Origin of the sequence: Streptomyces sp. NPDC052012, from assembly GCF_040689265.1 — a bacterium.
GTDB lineage: Bacteria > Actinomycetota > Actinomycetes > Streptomycetales > Streptomycetaceae > Streptomyces.
This window is the reverse complement of the sequence record NZ_JBFAXA010000007.1, coordinates 278,142-297,506: the sequence shown is the minus strand read 5'-3', so window position 1 is coordinate 297,506 and position 19,365 is coordinate 278,142. Positions and strand designations below refer to the sequence as shown.

The 19,365-nt window shown below is 71.7% G+C and carries 19 protein-coding genes; 8 read left to right on the top strand and 11 right to left on the bottom strand.

Annotation, left to right across the window (positions count from 1 at the left end; translation table 11 throughout):
• From AB0412_RS16145 to AB0412_RS16125, 5 genes are all read left to right on the top strand, one after another.
• The coding region (locus AB0412_RS16145; protein ID WP_366403182.1) for a DUF2182 domain-containing protein at positions 1-404 on the top strand (404 nt) is incomplete at its 5' end.
• Positions 405-594: 190 nt separating this feature from the next.
• Entirely contained in the window at positions 595-1,251 is a 657-nt protein-coding gene (locus AB0412_RS16140) for a DUF1326 domain-containing protein (protein ID WP_366403181.1), read from the top strand.
• A 184-nt stretch (positions 1,252-1,435) separates the two neighbouring features.
• Complete coding sequence (locus tag AB0412_RS16135; RefSeq protein WP_366403180.1) at positions 1,436-1,915, top strand: MarR family transcriptional regulator; 480 nt, start codon at positions 1,436-1,438, stop codon at positions 1,913-1,915.
• A 13-nt stretch (positions 1,916-1,928) separates the two neighbouring features.
• The gene (locus AB0412_RS16130) at positions 1,929-4,412 is read left to right on the top strand and encodes a DHA2 family efflux MFS transporter permease subunit (RefSeq protein ID WP_366403179.1); all 2,484 of its coding nucleotides are present in this window, start codon (positions 1,929-1,931) and stop codon (positions 4,410-4,412) included.
• 107 nt (positions 4,413-4,519) lie between these two features.
• Positions 4,520-5,341, top strand: a complete 822-nt coding sequence (locus AB0412_RS16125) for a YceI family protein (protein ID WP_366403178.1) — start codon at positions 4,520-4,522, stop codon at positions 5,339-5,341.
• Here the strand turns inward: AB0412_RS16125 and AB0412_RS16120 are convergent.
• Entirely contained in the window at positions 5,324-6,025 is a 702-nt protein-coding gene (locus AB0412_RS16120) for a GAF and ANTAR domain-containing protein (RefSeq protein ID WP_366403177.1), read from the bottom strand. The two genes, AB0412_RS16125 and AB0412_RS16120, sit on opposite strands and share 18 nt — an antisense overlap.
• 64 nt (positions 6,026-6,089) lie before the next feature.
• A complete protein-coding gene (locus AB0412_RS16115; protein ID WP_366403176.1) occupies positions 6,090-6,836 on the bottom strand; it encodes an ANTAR domain-containing protein in 747 nt (248 codons plus the stop codon).
• 227 nt (positions 6,837-7,063) lie between these two features.
• Between AB0412_RS16115 and AB0412_RS16110 the strand changes: the two genes are divergently transcribed.
• Positions 7,064-7,438, top strand: a complete 375-nt coding sequence (locus tag AB0412_RS16110; RefSeq protein WP_366403175.1) for an STAS domain-containing protein — start codon at positions 7,064-7,066, stop codon at positions 7,436-7,438.
• Positions 7,439-7,502: 64 nt separating this feature from the next.
• On the opposite strand, the gene AB0412_RS16105 is transcribed toward AB0412_RS16110, so the two are convergent.
• The 9 genes from AB0412_RS16105 to AB0412_RS16065 form a co-directional block, all read right to left on the bottom strand.
• Complete coding sequence (locus AB0412_RS16105; protein WP_366403174.1) at positions 7,503-8,261, bottom strand: TetR/AcrR family transcriptional regulator; 759 nt, start codon at positions 8,259-8,261, stop codon at positions 7,503-7,505.
• Positions 8,262-8,375: 114 nt separating this feature from the next.
• Positions 8,376-9,878: an MFS transporter gene (locus AB0412_RS16100; RefSeq protein WP_366403173.1), complete on the bottom strand. Its 1,503-nt coding sequence runs from the start codon at positions 9,876-9,878 to the stop codon at positions 8,376-8,378.
• A gap of 54 nt (positions 9,879-9,932) precedes the next feature.
• The gene (locus AB0412_RS16095; RefSeq protein ID WP_366403172.1) at positions 9,933-11,972 is read right to left on the bottom strand and encodes a glycosyltransferase family 39 protein; all 2,040 of its coding nucleotides are present in this window, start codon (positions 11,970-11,972) and stop codon (positions 9,933-9,935) included.
• Positions 11,969-13,261, bottom strand: a complete 1,293-nt coding sequence (locus AB0412_RS16090; protein ID WP_366403171.1) for a bifunctional glycosyltransferase family 2/GtrA family protein — start codon at positions 13,259-13,261, stop codon at positions 11,969-11,971. Before AB0412_RS16090 ends, AB0412_RS16095 begins: the two co-directional genes overlap by 4 nt.
• A 14-nt stretch (positions 13,262-13,275) precedes the next feature.
• Positions 13,276-14,880, bottom strand: coding sequence for a HAMP domain-containing sensor histidine kinase (locus AB0412_RS16085; protein WP_366403170.1), 1,605 nt, complete (start codon positions 14,878-14,880; stop codon positions 13,276-13,278).
• The gene (locus AB0412_RS16080) at positions 14,877-15,614 is read right to left on the bottom strand and encodes a response regulator transcription factor (RefSeq protein ID WP_366403169.1); all 738 of its coding nucleotides are present in this window, start codon (positions 15,612-15,614) and stop codon (positions 14,877-14,879) included. Before AB0412_RS16080 ends, AB0412_RS16085 begins: the two co-directional genes overlap by 4 nt.
• A 117-nt stretch (positions 15,615-15,731) precedes the next feature.
• The gene (locus AB0412_RS16075) at positions 15,732-16,631 is read right to left on the bottom strand and encodes an amidohydrolase family protein (RefSeq protein ID WP_366403197.1); all 900 of its coding nucleotides are present in this window, start codon (positions 16,629-16,631) and stop codon (positions 15,732-15,734) included.
• Between the two features lie 88 nt (positions 16,632-16,719).
• Positions 16,720-17,607 (bottom strand): DUF2797 domain-containing protein, encoded by an 888-nt coding sequence (locus tag AB0412_RS16070; protein ID WP_366403168.1) that lies wholly within the window; start codon positions 17,605-17,607, stop codon positions 16,720-16,722.
• Positions 17,608-17,725: 118 nt separating this feature from the next.
• A complete protein-coding gene (locus AB0412_RS16065; RefSeq protein ID WP_366403167.1) occupies positions 17,726-18,163 on the bottom strand; it encodes an HGxxPAAW family protein in 438 nt (145 codons plus the stop codon).
• 113 nt (positions 18,164-18,276) lie between these two features.
• Here AB0412_RS16065 and AB0412_RS16060 point away from each other — a divergent pair, with 113 nt between their 5' ends.
• Together AB0412_RS16060 and AB0412_RS16055 are read left to right on the top strand one after the other, a co-directional pair.
• Positions 18,277-18,747, top strand: a complete 471-nt coding sequence (locus tag AB0412_RS16060) for a MarR family transcriptional regulator (RefSeq protein WP_366403166.1) — start codon at positions 18,277-18,279, stop codon at positions 18,745-18,747.
• A gap of 130 nt (positions 18,748-18,877) precedes the next feature.
• Positions 18,878-19,318 (top strand): hypothetical protein, encoded by a 441-nt coding sequence (locus AB0412_RS16055; protein ID WP_366403165.1) that lies wholly within the window; start codon positions 18,878-18,880, stop codon positions 19,316-19,318.
• Positions 19,319-19,365 lie beyond the last annotated feature (47 nt).

The window sequence follows — 19,365 nt, the reverse complement described above, 5'->3', positions numbered from 1 at the left end:
GGCGCTGGATCGGCTCGATCGCCTTCCTGCTCGCGGGCCTGTACCAACTCGGTCCCCTCAAACACGTCTGCCTGCGGCACTGCCGCGACCCGCTGAGCCATCTGGTGCGCTACGCCGGTTTCCGGCGAACCGCCCGCGACCTGCGGGTGGGCATCCATCACGGGGCTTACTGCGTCGGCTGCTGCGCCGGGCTGATGGTCGTCCTCGTTCCGCTCGGGGTGATGAACATCGCGGCGATGGCCGGTCTGGCCCTGGTGATCTTCGCGGAGAAGCTGTGGTCCCGCGGGCCGGTGCTCGCCGGCGTCGTGGGCATCGCCTTCCTCGTCCTGGCCCTGCTCGCACCGTTCCAGGACTGGCTGCTGCCGGGGCTGCAGGGCTCGATGCCGTCGATGGACGGCATGTGACCCCGTCCCCGACGGCATGTGAGCCCCCTGGTCCCGGCCGGTCACTTCTCCCTCCCCGGGCCGGTTTCCCGGCCGGGGCGTGAGGTGCAAGCTGGAAGGGAGGCCGCGTCCCGAACCCGGGAACGGGCTCGATGCACACGGTCTCGCCACTCCGAGTGGGCCCCTTCGGGCTCGGCAGGAGGAAAGCGAGATGACACAGCAGCCCACCACCGGTACGCGCTGGCACCTGTCCGGCGACTGGTTCGATGCGTGCAAGTGCGCCATACCCTGCCCGTGCACGTTCGCACAGCCCCCGACCTACGGCGACTGCGAGGGCGTGCTCGTCTGGCACATACGGGAAGGAAACTTCGGCGACGTGCGGCTCGACGACCTCAATGTCCTGATGCTCGGCTCCTTCGAGGGCAACCCGTGGGCCGGCACGCACACCCACCCCTACGCCGCGGTCTTCCTCGACGAACGCGCCGACGACCAGCAGCGAGCCGCCCTCGGGGCCGTCTTCGGCGGTGAGGCGGGCGGCTGGCCGGCGCAGTTCGGGGAGATGTTCCATCCCGAGATGCGCGGCATGGACGTCGCACCCATCCGCGTGGAGATCGACGAGGACCTGGCCACCTGGCGTGCCGAGATCCCGGGCCGGGTCACAGCGACCGCCGAGGCTCTCTCCGGCCCGACCACCCCGGACGGCGCCCGCGTCCAGGTCCACAACGCGCCGGGTGCCGAGGTCGGGCCGGGCCAGATCGCCACCTGGGGTCGGGCCACCGTCGACCGTGCCGACGCGTTCGGCTTCTCGTGGGAACGCTCCGGCAAGTCGAGCAAGTACTTCCCCTTCGAGTGGAGCGGGCCTGAGTGAGAGGAAGGGCTGGGTTCGTCCTGCGCCTGCACCTCGCTCTCCGGCTACGGCCAGGGTGCCGGGCTCCGTTTACTCTCGCAATACTTGCCTTTGCCAAATTTTGAGGCCCTCGACCCCTGATTTTATTTGCCTGCGGCAACCATCCACTTCTATGGTTGCTCTAAGCAACGAATCGGGAGGTGCCGTGGCCGAGCAGGCGCCGTACGAAGAGCTGGTCCGGCAGTTCAGCGCCTTCGGAGCGGTGAAGAGGGAGATGCGGCGGATCATGCCCGCTGACTGTCACAGCGGCTCCGCCGCCGTCCTGGCGCTGCTCGGCCGGCACGGCGACATGCGCATGAGCAAGCTCGCCGAGCTGCTCGCCGTGGACATGTCCGTCACCAGCCGCCACGTCGCCCACGTCGCCGAACGCGGCTGGATCGAGCGCTCCCCCGACCCCGCCGACAAGCGATCGAGGATCCTGCACCTCACCCCCGCCGGCGAGGCCCAGCTCGACGAGCTGTTCCGGCGGACGACCCAGCTGCTCGCCGAGCGGCTCGCCGACTGGTCCGACGACGACGTCGTGCGCCTCGCGCAGCTCATGGGGCGGCTGCGGGACAGCTTCGGGGACTGCCGTGCCACGACTCCCGCTCTCGAACAGACCACCCGTACACCCGCAAGCACCTAAGAGAAGGAAGCCCATGGCAACGACCACACCAGCCGGTGTGCGGGCTCATGCCAAGCACGGGGGAGGCTCCTTGGACAGCCATGCTCCGATGACGCACCGGCAGATCATGGAGGCTCTGTCGGGCCTGCTGCTCGGCATGTTCGCCGCGATCCTGTCCTCCACCATCGTCACCAACGCCCTGCCCGAGATCGTCTCCGACCTCGGCGGCGGCCAGAGCGCCTACACCTGGGTCGTCACCTCCTCGCTGCTGGCGATGACCGCCTCCACCCCCCTGTGGGGCAAGCTCGCCGACCTGGTGAGCAAGAAGGCGCTGGTTCAGATAGCCCTGGTCGTGTATGTGCTGGGGTCCGTCGTGGCCGGTCTGGCACAGAACCCCGCCATGCTGATCGGCGCGCGAGTCATCCAGGGGCTGGGTGCCGGTGGTCTGTCCGCCCTCGCGCAGATCATCATGGCCGCGATGATCTCCCCGCGCGAGCGCGGGCGCTACTCCGGCTACCTGGGCGCGACCTTCGCCGTCGCCACCGTCGGCGGCCCGCTGCTCGGCGGGGTCATCACCGACACCAGCTGGCTGGGGTGGCGCTGGTGTCTGTACGTCGGTGTGCCGTTCGCCCTCGTCGCGCTGATCGTGCTGCAGAAGACGCTGCATCTGCCGCTGGTCAAGCGGAAGGTGAAGGTCGACTGGGCCGGTGCCTTCTTCATCACCGCGGCGGTCTGCCTGCTGCTGATCTGGGTCACCTTCGCCGACGACAAGTACGACTGGATGTCCTGGCAGACCGGTGCCATGGTCGGGGGTGCGGTTGCGCTGACGCTGGTCTTCCTGGCGGTCGAGAGCAGGGCCGCGGAGCCGATCATCCCGCTGCGGCTGTTCCGCAACCGCACCATCACGCTGGCCTCGCTGGCCTCGCTGTTCGTCGGTATCGCGATGTTCGCCGGCACCGTCTACTTCAGCCAGTACTTCCAGCTGGCCCGGGACAAGTCGCCGACCATGTCGGGCGTCATGACCATCCCGATGATCGGCGGCCTGTTCGTCTCCTCCACCGTGTCCGGGCAGATCATCACCAAGACCGGCAAGTGGAAGGCGTGGCTCCTCGCGGGCGGCGTGCTGCTGACGGCCGGCCTGGGGCTGCTGGGCACCATGCGCTACGACACCCCGTACTGGCACATCGCGGTCTACATGGCGCTGATGGGTCTCGGCGTCGGCATGATGATGCAGAACCTGGTGCTGTGCACGCAGAACCAGGTGGCCCCGCACGACCTGGGCGCCGCGTCCTCCGTGGTGACCTTCTTCCGCTCCCTCGGCGGCGCGGTGGGCGTCTCGGTGCTCGGCTCCGTGATGTCCACCCGGATCAGCCACTACGCCGAGGACACCATCGGGCAGCTGAGCCCGAAGGAGCAGGCCGCTGCCGCCGAGGCGTCCGGCGGGGGTTCGATCCCCGACATGGACCTGCTCCCGCACGGCATCCGCGAGTGGCTGGAGAGCGCCTACGGGCACGGCATCGCCGACATCTTCCTGTACGTCGCGCCGATCGCCTTCCTCGCCTTCCTGGTGACCCTGTTCATCAAGGAGGTCCCGCTGCGGACCTCGGGCGCGCTGGCGCAGTCCGCCGAGAGCGACCGGCCCGTCCCGGCCGGTGCGGGGGCCGCGGCCCCGGGCGTCGAGGCCGGTGACGGGGCGCGGGCCGAGCGGCTCGCCGCGGTCGCCCCGGCGAGCGGTGAGGCCGGTGGTACCGGTGGTTCCGGCATCCCCGTGCGCGGCTTCGTGCGCGGTGACGCGGGGGCGCCCGTCCCGCAGGCCGCGGTCACGCTGATCTCGCTGGCCGGGCGGCAGCTGGGGCGGTCGGTCGCACAGGCCGACGGGTCCTACGCGGTGGACGCCCCGGGCACGGGATCGTACGTCCTGATCGCCTCCGCCGACGGCTACCAGCCGCAGGCGTCCACGATCGTCGTCAACGGCGAACCGGTCGCGTACGACGTGCTGCTGAGCGGCACCAGCGGGCTGACCGGGCTGGTGCGGGCCGCCGAGAGCGGGCTGCCGGTGAAGGACGCGATGGTCGTCGTGACCGATGTGCGCGGGGATCTGCTCGCCACCGCCACCACCGGTGAGCAGGGCGAATTCTCGCTCGCGGAACTGGTCCCGGGCACGGTGACCGTGGCGGTCAACGCCGCCGGGTTCCGGCCGCGCGCCCTGCCCGTCGAGGTGGGCGGCACCGGGACCACCCGGATCGAGGTCGGCCTGGACGCGGGCGCTCGCCTCCAGGGGGTCGTGCGGGCACCGCACGGTCCGCTGGCCGACGCCCGCGTGACGCTGGTCGACGCGGCGGGCAACGTGGTCGGCACGGCGACGACCGGGTCGGACGGGGCGTACGCCTTCACCGACCTGGACGCCGGCGAGTACACCGTCATCGCGACCGGCTACCCGCCGGTGGCGACGGCCCTCACGGTCGCCGGCCAGGGCGTCGACGGCCACGACATCGAACTCGCCCACCCCGGCGAGTAGTCGGACCCCGGCCCGCGGCGGTTGGGCGCGCTCTGTAGCGGTGGCGCGTTCCCCGTCGCGGGCCGGTTCTTTGTGACCACGAGTGTGTTGTGCAGGGAGAAAACGGGATGGGACTGACCGCGAGGATCCGTACCAGGGACGGATGGGCCGTGTCGCACGCGGTCGTCACGGTGACCGACACGACCGGCACGCAGGTGCTGCGGGCGGAGGCGGACGCCGAGGGAGGCGTACGGGACGCGACGCCGCTCGCGCCGGGGGCGTACACGGTGATCGTCACGGCGGTCGGCTACGCACCCGCCGCCGCGAGCGCGATCGTCACGGCGAGCGGGCGGGCCGAGGTCGGCACGGTGACGCTGGCCCGCCAGGGCGGGACCGAGCTGCCGCCGCCGGGGCCCTGGACCATCGATCCGGCGCACTCGAGTGTGGCCGCGGTCGCCCAGCACCTGGGCATCTCCAGCGTGCACGGCCGGTTCACACAGTTCGCCGGGACCTTCGAGGTCGCGCCGGACGACGTGACCAAGTCCCGGGTGGAGGCGGTGATCTCCGCGGCGTCCATCGACACCGGCAACGGCCTGCGCGACACCCATCTGCGGTCCGCGGACTTCCTCGACGTGGAGCGGTATCCCGAGATCACCTACCGCTCGACGGGGCTGGCCGAGGCCGGGTCCGACCGCTGGACGGTCCACGGCGAGCTGGCGATGCGCGGTGTGGTCCGGCCCGTCGACCTGGACCTGGCCTACCTCGGCACGGGTCAGGACCCGTGGGGCGGCACCCGCGCGGCCTTCCGCGCCACCGCCGAACTGCGGCGCGAGGACTTCGCGATGAACTACAACCAGGTCCTCCAGGCGGGCATCGCCGCCATCGGCACGACCCTCAAGGTGGAGCTGGACATCCAGGCGGTGCAGGGAGAGTCACTTCCGGCCGCGTGAGGAACCGTCGGCCGTGCGCGCCACCAACTGGTCGCACAGGTCCCGGAGCTTGACGTTCCGCTCCTGCGAGGCGCGGCGCAGCCGCTCCAGCGCCCGGGTCGCGTCGATCCGTTCACGGGCCATGAGGATGCCGATCGCCTGGTCGATGACGCTGCGCGAGAGCAGCGCGGTGCGCACATCGGCGGCGGACTGCCCGAGGCGTTCGATGCGCAGCGCGGTGTTGACCGCGCCCGCCACACGGGCCGCGAAGACGCGGGCGGCGTGCCGTCCGGCGGCGAGCGAACCCGCGCGGTCGCCATACACGTTGAGGGCGGCGCTCGGTTCGCCGTCGACGGGCAGCGGAACGGCCAGCACGCTGCACACCCCGGCGGCCAGCGCGTAGTCCCGGTACGCGGGCCAGCGGTCCTCCGCGGCCAGGTCGGGGACGTACTGCTCGATGCCGGTCTGCGCGGCCGTCACACAGGGACCCGAGCCGTACTCGTACTGGCGCAGATCGAGACCGCTCGGCAGACCGGTGCTGCCCGCGAGGGTCAGCAGCCGGTCGGCGCGCCGCACCGTGATGCTGCACGCGACGGCGCCGGGCACCTCCCGCACCGCACGGTCGGTCAGATCGCGCAGCAGCGTGTCGAGCCCGTTGCTGCGCACCATCGCCTGGTCCAGCGTCTCGGACGTCTCGGAAGTCATGACCGTACGGATATCCCGTGAACGGCCGGCCACGCCCATGAGGTGCGTCACGGGCGCCAGGGGCTCACCGGGCGTCAGGGGTGCTGTGCGCGTCGACGATACGGCGGGCCAGGTCGCGCAGCTTCACGTTCTCCCGCTGGGAGGCGCGCACCAGGCTGTCGAAGGCGCCGGCCGCGTCGATGTCCATGCGCTCCATCAGGATGCCGGTGGCCTGGCCGATCAGGTCCCGGGTGTGCATGGCCTCGGTGAGCTGCTCGCGCACGGTGGCCGAATCGAGGGCGATGCCGACGTGCGCGGTGAACAGCCGGCCGACCCGCCGGGTCACCTCGTCGAAGGCGCGCGGCTTGCGGGCGTAGGCGGTGAGCACGGTCAGCCGGCGGCGGTCGGCGCGCAGCCGCAGCGACAGCGCGGACCGCAGGCCGCCGAGTTCGGCGAGCGCGTTCCCGGCGTCCTCGCCCTGGCCCTCGCCGTCGCCGTCCGCCGGCTCGGCGACGGGGGCGGTCCACAGACGGTCCCAGTACGGCTTCTGCTCGCCGGCCGGGCGCCGGGCCTCGATGTCCCGCACGAGCTCGTCGGTCCACGCGAGCGGGCGGCGCCGCGTGTTGCGCTCGATCACGGAGATCCCGGCGTACTCGGCACCGGGCAGCAGGTCCACCGCGAGACGGACGGCGGTGTCCAGGGTGCTGTGCGGGGTGGGTGTCTCGTGCAGCCGGCGAGCCGCCGACGTGAGCGCTTCAGCCAGGTCCACACCAGCCGGAAAACGGGGCAATTCAGAAAACCGGGACGCAGACACCACGAACCTCTTCGGCATGCACGACGACACGGCCGTGCGCAGGAGAGCTCCGCAGCACATTCCCGACTGCGAGCACAGGACGCACAGAACTCTAACTGTTCGATGCCACCAGATGACGTCCGGATCAAGCCCGGCCCCCCGGCCCCGGTGCCGCTTCCCTGCGCGCCGACAGCGTGGTGGAATGGGCACACGGGTCAGGAAGAGGCCTTACCGGTATCCGGACGAACGTCTGCCAGGTGAGTTCCGTGACCCATCCGCCGAACCCCCGCGAATCGCACGACTCCTCCGACCGCCTGCTGCTGCCGCTCCCCGAGGAGATCGACTTCGGCAACGCCTCCGAGGTGCTCGACCTCATCCTGTGCGCGGTCCGTACGTCGGCCGGCCGGCCACGGGTGCTGATCCTCGACCTCACCCGCACCGACTTCATGGACTCCCAGGGCGTCCGCCTCGTGGGCGAGGTCAGCGGTCTGCTGCACCCCGGCACCCGCGTCCACGTGGTGGCCCGCCCGGACAGCGTGGCGAGCCGCGTCCTGGAACTGACCGGCCTGCGCCGGGACGTGCCCGTGTACGACAACGTGGAGGAGGCGATGCGGGCGGAGGTGCCGGAGGGTCTGGGTTAGGGCCCGTCGTTCGGCCCCCTGCCCAGGTCTTCGAGGTCCGCCCTGCCCGCGGGTGACCATCGCCTCAGCCGCGGGCGACCATCGCCTCGATACCGGCGATCAGCAGGTCCAGGGCGAAGGCGAAGTCGCGCTCTATCATCTCCTCGACCGTGTCGCCGCCGCGCGCCTCCATGATCTTCGTCGACTCCTCGATGACCTCGGCCGCGTCCGGCGCCTGCGTCACCAGGCTCACGGCGTGCTGGTGGTACTCGTCGGGGGTCATCCCGGTCCGGGCGACGCGGGCGAGGAAGTGCCCTTCGATCGTGCCGTAGCCGTACACGAACTGGAAGACGGCCGAGATGGCCCCGGTCCGGCGGTGCACGGGCAGCCCGGTCTTGACGATCACCTGCTGGACCGCCCGCGAGAAGGACAGCGAGTTGGGCCCGATGTTGAGGAAGCTCCCGGCCAGCGGCGACACCCACGGGTGACGCACCAGCATCGAGCGGTACTCCCGGGCCAGCGCGCGCAGCTGGTCGCGCCAGTCCTCGTCGGCGGCCGGGTCGGGGAGGGAGAGCTCGCCGAACACCTGGTCCAGGGCGAGTTCGAGGAGGTCGTCCTTGGTGTCGACGTACCAGTAGACGGACATCGCGGTCACGTTCAGCTCGGCCGCGAGCCGGCGCATGGAGAACTTGGCCAGCCCCTCGGCGTCCAGCAGCCGCACGCTGACGGCGGTGATCCGCTCCCGGTCCAGCCCGGACGGCTGCCCGTCACCCCGCCGCCCCCGCCGGGGCTTCCCCTCCAGCCAGACGCTGGTCCGCGAACTCCCCCGGCCTGCTGTGGCCATGGACACCTACCTCACTTGTCAACACCGGCAGTGCAACTCCCAGGAGCGCGGGGAACCGCGCGACCAGCCACACACAACCCGCAGCCGCCCGCAGACAGAGAATCCCCCGAGCTCCTAGGCACTCTCTCCCCGCTCGGCCCGCCGCAACAACAACGCCGCGACCAACCCCCCGAGCAGCACAGCACCGGCCCCCACCAACTGACTGCTCTCCAGCCCGGAGGCGAACGCCTCGGTGACGCGCACCCTCTCCTGCTCCGACCCCGCTTCGGCGATCGCCGCCGGCAGCGAACTCGCCGCCACCGGAATCAACGCCGCGAACCGCGCATTGAGCACCGCCCCCAGCACGGCCACCCCCAGCCCGTTGCCGAACTCCGCCAGCGTGCCGTTGATCCCGGCGCCCACCCCCGCCTTCTCCGGCGGAATGGAGCTCATGATCGCGTGCGCCATCACCGGCGTACCGACCGCCGTGCCGGCCCCGATCAGGAGGAGACCCAGCAGCGTCCCGGCGTACCCGTGCCCGGTGAGCGTGGCGATCGACACCAGCCCCGCCGCCATCACCGTCATACCGAGCGCGATGGCGACCGGCGCCCCCAGCCTCGCCGCCCACTTCGCCGCGAGACCGGAGAAGTTGAGCACGACGACGGTCAGCGCCAGCGGCGCGGTCCGCAGCCCCGCCTCCAGCGGCCCGTACCCCAGCACGAACTGCAGATGCTGCGTGAGCAGGAACAGCGCCCCGCCCATGCCGAAGGTGATCAGCACGGCACCGGCGACCGCTCCCGTGAACCGGCGGTTGGTGAAGAAGTGCAGATCCAGCATCGGGTACGGGATCCGGCTCTCCCAGTAGGCGAAGACACCGAGGACCACCACCGCCGTGCCCGCCGTCGCCAGCACCCGCGTCGACGTCCAGCCGTGCTCGGGTCCGGAGATGATCGCGTACACCAGGGCGGCCATGCCGATCGTGGAGAGCAGCGCGCCCAGCAGGTCGGGGCGGTCGCCGCGGGGCGCCTTGGACTCGGGGACGAGCGCCACGACGGCCACCAGGCCGAGCGCCGCGACCGGCAGGTTGATCAGGAAGATCGCGCCCCACCAGAAGTGGTTCAGCATGAAGCCGCCGACCAGCGGGCCGGTCGCGAAGCCGAGCGCGTTGACCGCGCTCCAGATGCCGATGGCCTTGGGCTGCTCCTCGGGCGTGAAGATCTGCATCACCACGGCGAGCGTCGTCGTCAGCAGCAGCGCACCGCCGACGCCCATCCCGGCGCGGGCGGCGATCAGCTGGGCCGAGGAGTCGGCCAGTCCGGCCACCAGCGAGCCGACGCCGAACAGGGCCAGGCCCGCGATCAGCAGCTTCTTACGGCCGTAGCGATCGGCGGCGCTGCCCGCGGTGAGCAGCAGGCCGGACTGCACCAGCGAGTACGCGTTGATCATCCACTGGATGTCCGACGTGGAGGCGTCCATCTCGCGGGTGAGCGAGGGGATCGCCACGTTCAGGACGGTGTTGTCGAGCAGCACGGTGAGCTGCGCGAGACAGATGACGCCGAGGATCAGCCAGCGCTGCGAGTGCCCCGGGACCTTGGGCGCCGTCTGGAGCGGGACCTGCTCCTTGCGGGATGTCGTCATGCTGTACACCGTATAGCAGCTCCCATACGGTGTACAGCAGCCGGTCGAGGCCGGTCAGCCGGTCGCCCTCTGCGTCAGGTCGTAGAACGTGACCGAGCCCGCTGTCACCTCCTTGAAGTTCTCCTGCACCCAGGTGGAGATCTGCGAGGAGGTGCCGGAGTCACCGCCCATGCCGCCCCCACCGCCCATGCCGCCGCCGGCGATGAAGTAGTGGATCTTCCCGTCCTCGACGTACTGCTGGAACCGGGCCAGGGTCGGGGACGGGTCGGTGCCGTTGAAGCCGCCGATGGCCATGACCGGTTCGCCGGTGGCGAGCTGGTAGCTCGCGGCGTTCTGGGCGCCGATCGCGGCGGCGGCCCAGGTGTAGTCGTCGGCATCGGTCTCGAGCAGCTTCTCGGCCTCGGAGCCGACAGAGGTGCCACCGAGGAGACCACCCACGCCGCCGCCTCCCCCTGCGCCGCCGGGGAATGCGCCTTCGGGGATGGTGATCCCGCCGTTCTGCCGCGCCTGACCGTTCTGACCGTTCTGGCCCATCGGACCACCGCCGGGGAAGCCTCCGCCTCCGCCGGGGCCGCCGGCGCCGCCGGGGCCGCCGCCCATGCGCGAGCCCGACGGACCGGCTGTGACGATGGAACCCGCGTGGCCCTCCTGCAGCGTGCTCAGCGTGTACGCCGTCGGGCCCGCCAGGGACGCCACCAGGCCGAGGCCGGCCGCGGCGAGCGCCACGCGCCGTCCCACCCGGCCCGCGAAGATCAGGCCGAGGGCGGCGACCAGCCCGCCGACCAGCACCAGCCACTTCAGCCAGGGCAGATAGTCGGGCGTGCGGTTCAGCAGGACGTATCCCCACGCCGCGGTCGCCGTGACGGCGGCTGCGAGGGCGAGCGAGGCCCGGATGCTGTGCCGCTTCCGCCACAGAATGCTCGTGCCCATGCCGACGACGGCGGACAGGTAAGGGGCGAGGGCCACCGTGTAGTACTCGTGGAAGATGCCCGCCATGTAGCTGAAGACGGCCAGGGTCATCAGCAGCGAGCCGCCCCAGACGAGGAACGAGGCGCGGGTGAGGTCGGTCCGGGCGGCCTTCCGGGTGAGGACGAGCCCGGCGACGAGCAGGATCAGCGCGGCGGGCAGCAGCCAGGAGATCTGGCCGCCGATCTGCGAGCTGAACATCCGGTCCCAACCGGTCTCCCCCCACTGCCCCCCACCGCCGCCGGGACCCGCGCCGCCACCGCCGCCGACGCTGCCGGTCTCCTCGCCGTTGAGCCGGCCGAGGCCGTTGTAGCCGAAGGTCAGCTCCAGGAAGCTGTTGTTCTGCGAGCCGCCGATGTACGGCCGCGACGACGCGGGCCACAGTTCGACGACCGCCACCCACCAACCGCCGGAGACGACCAGCGCGACGGTCGCCAGCGCCAGCTGCGCCAGCCGCTTCCTTACCCTGACCGGGGCGCAGGCGCCGTAGACGAGGGCGAGGGCCGGGAGGATCAGGAAAGCCTGGAGGGTCTTGGCGAGGAAGGCGAAGCCGATCGCGACACCGGCCCACACCAGCCACTTCGTCCGGCCGTCCTCGAGGGCGCGCACCACGAGGTAGCAGGCGACGGACATCAGCAGCGCCAGCATCGCGTCCGGGTTGTTGAACCGGAACATCAGCGCCGCGACCGGCGTGAACGCGAGCACCGCGCCCGCGAGCAGACCGGCGGCCGGGCTGAAGCGGCGTCGCACGGCCGCGTACACGACGGCGACCGTGCCGACGCCCATCAGCACCTCGGGCACGAGGATCGCCCAGGAGTTCAGGCCGAAGATCCGCACCGAGAGCCCCATCGGCCACAGCGAGGCCGGGGGCTTGTCCACGGTGATGGCGTTCGCGGCGTCCAGCGAGCCGAAGAAGAACGCCTTCCAGGACTCGCTGCCCGCCTGGACCGCCGCCGAGTAGAAGGAGTTGGCGTAACCGGAGGCGCTGAGGTTGTACAGGTACAGCAGGCCGGTGACCAGGAGCAGGGCGAGGAAGCACGGGCGGGCCCAGCGGGGGTCCTCTGTGCTCGGCGGACCCCAGGTGGCGGGATCCGCCGGGGGACTCGGCTGGTCGTACTGCGTGGTCATCGGGAGTCCCTCGGGTCGTGGGCGGTGGGAGCGGGAACGGCGGACGTGGACGAGTGCTCCGGGAACACCCACGCCCGGAAGAGCAGGAACCGCAGCACCGTCGCCGCGAGGTTGGCGGCGACCAGGACCGCCAGTTCGGTGGAGTGCGCGGGCTCGGTCGTCGCCGCGTTCAGCGCGGCGAGCGAACCGCTGGTCAGGACGAGGCCGATGCCGAAGACGACGAGCCCCTGCGCCTGATGCCGTATCGCGCCGTTGCGCCCCCGCACCCGGAAGGTGAGCCGCCGGTTGGCGGCGGTGTTGGCGACCGCCGAGACCAGCAGGGCGAGACCGTTGGCGGTCTGGGAGCCGGTGAAGGACCGGAAGCCGGTGTAGAGCAGCAGGTAGAAGAGGGTGGACAGGACACCGACGACACAGAAGCCGGCCAACTGCCGGGCCAGTCCCTGCGGCACGCCCTTGATGTCCCGGTCGCGCGGATCGTCGCCGAAGGGGCGCGCGAGCCGGTCCAGCGGCAGCGAACCGGTGGCGAGCGCCCGGCCCACCCGCCACACACCCTTGAGGTCCTCGGTCGCCGTCCGCACGATGTGCACGGTCGAGTCGGGGTCGTCGACCCAGTCGACCGGCACCTCGTGGATCCTGAGCCCGGCCCGCTCGGCCAGCACCAGCAGCTCGGTGTCGAAGAACCAGCCGGTGTCCTCCACCAGCGGCAGCAGCACCCGCGCCACATCACGGCGGATCGCCTTGAAACCGCACTGCGCGTCGGAGAACCGGGCCTGGAGCGAGCCGCGCAGGATCAGGTTGTACGAGCGGCTGATGAACTCCCGCTTGGCCCCGCGCACCACGCGTGAACTCCGGCTCAGCCGGGAGCCGATGGCCAGGTCCGAGTGGCCGGAGATCAGCGGGGCGACCAGCGGCAGCAGGGCGTTGAGGTCGGTGGACAGGTCCACGTCCATGTAGGCGAGGACGGGCGCGTCGGAGGCCGACCAGACGGCGCGCAACGCCCGGCCGCGGCCCTTCTGCTCCAGGCGTACGGACCTGACCTCGGCGATCCGCTCCGCGAGCCGGGCGGCGACCTGTGGGGTGGAGTCCGTGGACGCGTTGTCCGCGATCGTGATGCGGAAGGCGTAGGGGAAGGTCCGGGTGAGGTGCTCGTGCAGTCTGCGGACGCACGGCCGGAGGTCCTTCTCCTCGTTGTGGACGGGGATCACTACGTCCAGGACCGGCGCGCCCGCTCCGGCGGCCGGGAGGTGCTCCCGCGCCGGCAGGGTGCCGGGAGAGGAATCGGTTCGCATGGAACCGACTGTTCTCAAGTGCCCTGTCGTGCCGGTGTGGTGAGGCTGTGCCGTGCCTGTGAGTGGCGCGCCGGCACGGACCACGGCGCGGTCGGCTGCGGCGCGGGTGTGGTTGCGGGTGTGGTTGCGGGTGTGGTTGCGGGCGCGGGCGCGGGCGCGGGCAGGTGCAGGGTGAACACGGTCCGCCCGGGCACGCTGTCCACGGTCACGGCACCGCCGTGCGCACTCGCCACGGCCTGCACGATCGCGAGGCCCAGACCGGTCGACCCGCTGGCACGGGTGCGCGCCGAGTCGCCGCGGGCGAACCGCTCGAAGACGCGCGGCAGCAACTCGGGCGGGATGCCGGGCCCGTTGTCGGCCACGTCCACGCACAGCCAGGGGCCGTTGTGCCGGACCCGCGCGGTCACGGTGGTCCCCGGCGGGGTGTGGCTGCGGGCGTTGCCGAGTAGATTGACCAGCACCTGCTGGAGTCTGGCGGCGTCGGCGTGCACCACGGCGGGGTCGTCGGGGAGTTCGAGCCGCCAGGTGTGGTCCGGCCCGGCCGCGCGGGCGTCGCTGACGGTGTCCACGACCAGCGGTACGAGATCGGTCTCCGCGCACTGCAGGGGGCGCCCGGCGTCCAGGCGGGCGAGCAGCAGCAGGTCCTCCACGAGCAGGGTCATGCGGCCCGCCTCGGACTCGATCCGCCCGAGGGCGTGCCGGGTGTCGGGGCCGGTGTCCTCCCGTCCCCTGCGGGTGAGTTCGGCGTACCCGCGGATGGAGGCGAGCGGGGTGCGCAGCTCGTGGCTGGCGTCCGCGACGAACTGCCGTACCCGCATCTCGCTCTGCTGACGGGCGTGCAGGGCGCCGTGGATGTGATCGAGCATGCGGTTGAGCGCGGCGCCGACCTTGCCGACCTCGGTGTACGGATCGCACTCGGACTCCGGGACGCGCTCGTCGAGGTTCACCTCGCCGGCGTGCAGGGGCAGTTCGGAGACCCGGGTCGCGGTGGCCGCGACCTTGCGCAGGGGCCGGGTGGCGACGCCGACCAGGACGTACCCCGCGATGGCGGCCGCGACGAGCCCGGCGCCGGTGACGCTGACCTCGACCAGGATGAGGGTGGTGATGGTCTCGTCCGTGTCGGCGGTGGGAAGGCCGACGTAGAACGCGCCGTTGACGCCGCTCCGGTACTGCACCCGGTACTCGCCCAGCCCCGGAAGGTCCACGGTGTGCTCGCGCTCGTCGCGCGGGGCGGTGTCGAGAGCGGCGAGCTGGGAGCCGGTGAGCGGGGCGGCCTCCGACGTCCGGACTCCGTGCTCCGTCGTGTCCTTGCTGAGGACCCCGTCGGTCACCCGGCCGTACTCGACGGTGGCGCCGATGGTGCCGATGCCCTGCGGGCCCTTCGTGACGAAGTCCAGGGGGCTCTCGTCCATCGGCTGCGGGCCCGGCCCGCCGGCCTTCGGACCCGCGGCGCGCATCGCCACGTCGTGCAGCCGGTCGTCCAGCTGCTCGTAGAGATGGGACCGCAGAGCGACCGTCGTCACCGTGCCGATCACCGCGCACACCACGGCGATCAGCGCCAGGGACGCGACGACCAGCCGCGTCCGCAGTGTCCGCGGCCGTCGCCTCGCCACCGTCACACCGCGGGTTTGATCATGTACCCGGCACCGCGCCGGGTGTGGATCATCGGCTCCCGGCCGGCGTCGATCTTCCTGCGCAGATACGAGATGTACAGCTCGACGACGTTCGCCTGCCCGCCGAAGTCGTACGACCACACCCGGTCGAGGATCTGCGCCTTGCTCAGCACGCGCCGCGGATTGCGCATGAGGTAGCGCAGCAGCTCGAACTCAGTGGCGGTCAGATGGATGCTGTCCCCGCCGCGGGTGACCTCGTGGCTGTCCTCGTCGAGGATGAGGTCGCCGACCACCAGCATCGACTCCGACCGCCGGTCGGCCGCGCCGGAGCGCCGGATCAGCCCGCGCAGCCGCGCGACGACCTCCTCCAGGCTGAACGGCTTGGTCACGTAGTCGTCCCCGCCCGCGGTCAGTCCGGCGATACGGTCCTCGACCGCGTCCTTCGCGGTCAGGAACAGCACGGGCACGTCCGGCAGTTCGCGGCGCAGCCGCCCGAGCACGGCGAGGCCGTCCATGTCCGGCAGCATCATGTCCAGGACGACGGCATCGGGACGGAACTGACGCGCGGCCCGGACGGCACCCTGGCCGTCCCCCGCGCTGCGGATCTGCCAGCCCTCGTAGCGCAGGGCCATGGACAACAGCTCGCTGATCGACTGCTCGTCGTCCACCACGAGCACCCGGACGGGGCTCCCGTCCGGCCTCAGCAGTTCGGTGCGCCCCTGGGGCGAAAGCGTGGTCATGACGGTCACGATGTCCGGGGGCTCTGAGAGCACTCTTTCGGCAATCTGTGTTTTTGCTGAGAAACGCAGGCCCCCTGGTGTGGGGCTCATGTTTCACGTGAAACAGCTGCGCGCGGTTCAGCCGTGGATGCCGAAGAGGCGGGCCGCGTTGTCGTGGCACACCGCCCGCAGCCATGCGTCCCCGAGGCCCAGCCGCTCCAGGGCGTGCAGCTGGTGGGCGTACGGGTACGGGATGTTGGGGAAGTCCGAGCCGAGCAGGATCCGGTCGCGCAGGCCGGCCAGCCGGGGCAGGGCTCGCCCGGGGAACGGCGCGAGGCGTTCGCTGAAGTCGGTGAACGCCATCGTGGTGTCCAGCCGCACTTCCTCGTAGCGCTCGGCGAGGTCGAGGAAGTCCTCGTACTCCGGCATGCCGAGATGCGCCACGACCAGCCGCAGCCGGGGGTGCCGTGCGAGCACGCGCCCGATCGGCTCGGGTCCGGTGTACTTGCCGGGCGCGGGCCCGGACCCGCAGTGGACCACCACGGGCACGCCCGCCTCGGCGAGCAGACCCCAGGCACCGTCGAGCGCCGCGTCGGCCGGATCGTAGGCACCCACCTGCACATGCGCCTTGAAGATCCGCGCACCCGACTCCACGGCGTCCCGCACGTACCCCTCCACGCCGTCCTCGGGGAAGAGCGTGGCGGTGTGCAGACAGTCGGGCGTGCGGCGGGCGAATCCGGCGGCCCAGTCGTTGAGCCAGCGGGCCATGCCCGGCTTGTGCGGATAGAGCATGGCCGTGAAGGCCCGCACCCCGAACTCCCGGAGCAGCTCCGCCCGTTCCCTCTCCTCCCCGCGGTACGTGATCGGCCACTCGATGCCGCCGGTCAGCGGGCCGAGCGCGTCGAAGTAGGCCCACACCTTGCGCAGCACCCGCTCCGGCATGAAGTGCGTGTGCACATCGACGATCCCCGGCAGCCCGAGCCCTTCCCAGAAGCGCCGCACATCTCCGACGTCCGCCCGGACACCGGCGCCGGACATCGCCGGACCGTCGCTTGCGGCCCGGCCGTCGCGTCCCGCCGCCGTGAGGTGATCACACATGCTGCCCACGATCACCTCTGCCGCCACCTCAGAACAAGCCCTCCTGCACCACCCCGTCCCCGAGCTCCCCGTACTCCCTGACCGGCACCGACAACTCCCGCCCCGCGGCCGGCACCAGCCCCCACCCGGCCAGCAACCGCGTGTCCAGCACCACGACGCCCTCCGCCGTCGCGAGATGCAGATCCGGCCCGGCGGCAGCCACCAGCTCCCCGCTCACCGCACCCCCGGCGACCAGCTCACTCACCTCCCCCACGGCGGCCGGCACTTCCCCGAGCCCGAACACCCCCACGTGGTCGACCGGCCGGAACGGCTCCCGCTCCAGCGACTCCGGCCACCCGCCCAGAGCACCCGCCCGCGCATGCAGCTCCGCGAGCTCCGCCGCCCGTTCCTCTTCGGCCTGCGGCAGCACCGCCCGCACGGCGCGCTTGTGGGCGTAGGGAATCCGGTCCGGCACCCGCAGGGCGGCGCGCAGCAGCTCCTCGGTGCGGCGAGCCGCCATCAGCGGACCGCTCCCCAGCCAGCTGAAGCAGACCGCCCCCTGCTCCAGCAGCCGCGCCGAGCCGCGCTCCACGGCGGTGATCCCGACCTTGGCCATCCCGGGCCCGAACCACGCCAGGTAGACGCGGTACGGCCGCGGGTCGTCCGCGAAGGTGTCGGCGGCGACGGAGTGCGCCCGGTCCAGCCGCGCGCACTCCTCGCAGCGCGCCCCCGTGCTCCGCCCCGGCACCGCCGCCGCCGACGGACACGCATGCCCCCGTGCCCCGACACATGTCCGCACACCACCTTCGGCGACCTCCGCGACCCGAAAGGCCACCCGTTTCCCCCAGGTCAGCGCACTGCGCCGCCCGCCGTCCCATACCAGCACGGGACCGTCCGCCGACCACCGCAGCCCCGAGCACCGCCATGCCTGTGCCATCTCTGACGAGAGTAGGGGCCACCACTGACAACGGGCCGTGCCCGCCTGCGAACGCGCGGCGGGCGGGGCAACGGGCAACGGGCGGCGGGCAGCGGGCAGCGGGCAGCGGGCAGCGCGATCACCGCACGGGTTCCCCGGCTCCCACGGCGTCCGCGTCCCCGGCGCCGCTCCTGGCCGTAGGCAGGGAAGGGACACCGGCGCTCGGGGAGCCGTCCCCCTGCCTCGCGTCGGCCGCCGCACCCGCCGTGCGCACGCGCCCCGACCGCCCGGCCAGCCTGCACCCGAGGCACCCCGGATGCCCGTCCCGGACGCTCAGGTCCCGCACCCGCCAGCCCCACTGCTCGCGCGGCCGCGGCCCCGACGGCTTGCCCCACCCGGCGAGATGCAGCGCCCAGGTGACCAGGAGGCCGGCGACGCCGATCGCCAGTCCGAGGGCCAGCAGCGCCCACGAGACCGTGCACACCCCCAGCCCCAGAACGAACGTCCCCACACTCCCGATCCCCACACCGGTCCACCCGGCGACCGTGTGCCCGTGGTCATATGGATGTGCGCTCATGCATGTGCTCCCTCGTCCAGCCGTCGGGGCCCGTCTCACGCGCCGGTCTCTCACGTCGTAAGAAATTTACTTCATTAATCTCTCACGAACTAAGGAATATGGGGAACCCCGGAATGCAAGCCAAGCCGCGACCGCCCGCCACCCGGAAGCAGGCGCTGTCGGCGATGGACCACCTCATCGCGACCCACCTGGTGGGCCAGCACGAGATCGCCCAGCAGGTGGGTCTGAACGTCACGGACCTGACCACCTTCGCCTTCGTCATCGAGGCCGGCGACGACCTGCTGACGGCCGGGGAGCTGGCGGAACGCGCCCATGTCACGACCGGCGCGATGACCGGGATCCTCAACCGTCTGGAACGCGCGGGCTACATCACCCGCCGCCCCGACCCCGCCGACCGCCGCCGGGTCCGGGTGGCCGCCCAGCCGGACGCGCTGGCCCGCACCCGGGAGATCTACGAGCCGTACTACGAGCGCGTCTCCGAGCTGTTCGCCGACTACACGCCCGACGAGATCGCGGTTCTGCACGACTGGTTCACCCGGGCGAGCGCGGTGGCGGCCGACTACCTGGAGGAGCACTGCCGCTAGGAGGACACCCGTCCGGACCCGACCGTGACCGGAGATGACAGCGAGGCGCCCGAGGTGCCGAGTTCCTGGAGGAGTGACAGCCTGGTCAGCAGAACGCCGTCACTCGGGGAGAGCTGAGAGGGGCGAGCACATGGCCAGCAGCAACGTCACCGGTTCCGGTACAGCGCACCGCCGGGGCGGCTACGCCGCGGAGAGCGCCTGGGCCACGGGATGGACCGGAGCAGCGGCCGTCCTGATGACCTTCGGCGGGATCATGGCGATCTTCCAGGGCATCGCCGCCATCGCCGAGGACGACGTCTTCGTCGTCACCCGCAACTGGACGTACGAGTTCAGCCTCACCGGCTGGGGCTGGATCCACCTGATCCTCGGCGCCCTCGTCCTGGTCGCCGGCCTCTCCCTGTTCCGGGGTGCGACCTGGGCCCGCGCCGTGGGCGTCGCACTCGCCGGACTGAGCATGATCGCCAACTTCCTCTGGCTGCCCCACGCCCCGGTCTGGTCGATCGTCCTCATCGTCATCGACGGCTTCATCATCTGGGCCCTGTGCGCCCCACGCCGCGAGTCCCGCGCCTGAGGGCGTGGAGGGGCGCCCGAGGGCATGGGGGGCGCTGTGGCCCTGGC